This window comes from uncultured Methylobacterium sp., assembly GCF_964244095.1.
GTDB lineage: Bacteria > Pseudomonadota > Alphaproteobacteria > Rhizobiales > Beijerinckiaceae > Methylobacterium.
Genome location: NZ_CAXTHR010000275.1, coordinates 1 through 2,456, shown reverse-complemented (window position 1 = coordinate 2,456; position 2,456 = coordinate 1). Strand labels below are relative to the sequence as shown.

The following is a 2,456-nucleotide window of genomic DNA, read 5'->3' as shown; positions in this document are numbered from 1 at the left end:
GCTCGGTCGATTCGACCTACCTGACCGGCAAGCGCGTCTTCATCTTCGGCGACGCGACGCACGCGATCGCCGCCGCCCGCATCGCCAAGCGCGAGCTCGGCTTCCAGGTGGTGGGGCTCGGCACCTATGCCCGCGAGTTCGCCCGCGAAGTCCGGGCGGAGGCCGCCGACCACGGCATCGAGGCGCTGATCTGCGACGACTACCTCGACGTCGAGGCCGCGATCCAGGCGGCAGGCCCCGAACTGGTGCTCGGCACGCAGATGGAGCGCCACGTCGCCAAGCGGCTGGGCCTGCCCTGCGCGGTGATCTCGGCGCCGATCCACGTCCAGGACTTCCCGGCGCGCTACTCGCCGCAGATGGGCTTCGAGGGCGCCAACGTCTTGTTCGACACCTGGGTGCACCCCCTGATGATGGGGCTGGAGGAGCACCTGCTCGGCATGTTCCGCGAGGACCCCGAGTTCAACGACCGCGCGCCCTCGCATCTCGGCGGCAAGGCTCCGGCGGAGGCCGTGCCGGCCGAGGCGCCGGCCCCCGTCCCGTCACGACCCGCGGCCGTCGAGGCCGCACCCGCGCCGCTGGTCTTCGTCTGGTCCGGCGACGCGGAGAAGGAACTGAAGAAGATCCCCTTCTTCGTGCGCGGCAAGGCCCGCGCCAACACCGAACGCTTCGCGCGCGAGCGCAATCTCGCTGTCGTCACCGTCGAGACGTTGTACGATGCCAAATCGCATTTCGGCCGCTGAGCCCACCCCGATGCGGGTCGTCATCGTCACGATGGACACCCATCTGGCGAGCGCCGTCGAACGGGCGCGCAAGCTCCTGCACCGCGAGATCCCCGGCCTGTCGCTCGTGCTGCACGCAGCCTCCGAGTTCGGCGGCGATCCGGAGAAGCTCGCGCGCTGCCGCGCCGACATCGCCGCCGGCGACATCGTAGTCTGCGCGATGCTGTTCATGGAGGACCACTTCCAGCCGATCCTCGCCGACCTCCGCGCGCGCCGCGATGCCTGCGACGCGCTGATCTGCATGCTCAGCGCCTCCGAGGTGACGAAGCTGACGCGGGTCGGCGCCTTCAAGATGGACGGCTCGCAGGGCGGGGCGATGGCGCTCCTGAAGCGCCTGCGCGGCTCGCCCAAGGAGCGCAGCGCGAGCGCCGGCGCCGAGCAGATGAAGATGCTCAAGCGCCTGCCCAAGATCCTGCGCTTCATCCCCGGCACCGCGCAGGACGTGCGCGCCTACTTCCTCACCCTGCAATACTGGCTCGCGGGCTCGGACGAGAACGTCCTCAACATGGTCCGCATGCTTGTGGACCGCTACGCCGACGGCCCGCGCAAGGGCTTGCGCGGCCTGTCGAAGGCCGCGGCCCCCGTGGTCTACCCGGATGTCGGCGTCTACCATCCGCGCCTGCCCGGCCGGATGTCCGAGGATGCCGGCGCGCTCCCCGGCGGCGGCCCGCGCGGCACCGTCGGCGTGCTCGGCTTGCGCTCCTACATGCTGGCCGGCAACAGCGCGCATTACGACGGCGTCATCGCCGCGCTCGAAGCGCGGGGGCTGCGCGTGATCCCGGCGTTCGCCAGCGGCCTCGACTCGCGGCCCGCGATCGAGCGTTACTTCCTTCAGGACGGCGTGCCGGTGATCGACGCGCTGGTCTCGCTCACCGGCTTCTCGCTCGTCGGCGGCCCGGCCTACAACGACGCCCGCGCGGCCGAAGAGGTGCTCGCCCGCCTCGACGTGCCCTACGTCGCGGCGCATCCGGCCGAGTTGCAGACCCTGGAGCAGTGGGGCGCCTCGGACCGCGGCCTGCTGCCGGTCGAATCGACCATCATGGTGGCGATCCCCGAACTCGACGGCGCCACCGGCCCGATCGTGTTCGGCGGCCGCTCGGACAAGGCGGGCGTCGCCTGCAAGGGATGCCACGTCGCCTGCGTCTTCCCGTCGGGCGAGGACGACCGCGACATGCACCCGTGCGTCGAGCGCGCCGGCATGCTCGCCGCCCGCGTCGAGAAGCTGGTGCGCCTGCGCCGCTCGGCCCGCGCCGAGCGCAAGGTCGGCCTCGTGGTGTTCAACTTCCCGCCGAACGCCGGCAACACAGGCACCGCCGCCTACCTCTCGGTGTTCGAGTCGCTCCACCGCACGCTCACGGCGATGAAGGCCGCCGGCTACGCGGTGGAGGTCCCCGAGAGCGTCGATGCCCTGCGCGAGAACGTCGTCGTCGGCAACAGCGCACGCTTCGGCGCGCAGGCCAACGTCCACGTCCGCATCCGGGCCGACGAGCACGTCCGCCGCGAGAAGCACTTGGCCGAGATCGAGGCGCAATGGGGTCCGGCGCCGGGCAAGCAGCAATCGGACGGCGCGTCGATCTTCGTGCTGGGCGCGCAGTTCGGCAACGTCTTCATCGGCGTACAGCCCGCCTTCGGCTACGAGGGCGACCCGATGCGCCTGCTGTTCGAGAAGGGGTTCGC

The 2,456-nt window shown here is 71.1% G+C and carries 2 protein-coding genes; both read left to right on the top strand.

Going from position 1 to position 2,456, the window contains the following annotated elements:
- Window positions 1-740: nitrogenase component 1 (locus tag ACFE86_RS22465; RefSeq protein ID WP_375457520.1), on the top strand; the 740-nt coding region annotated here is incomplete at its 5' end.
- Window positions 715-2,456: cobaltochelatase subunit CobN (locus ACFE86_RS22460; RefSeq protein ID WP_375457519.1), on the top strand; the 1,742-nt coding region annotated here is incomplete at its 3' end. The genes ACFE86_RS22465 and ACFE86_RS22460, both read left to right, overlap by 26 nt.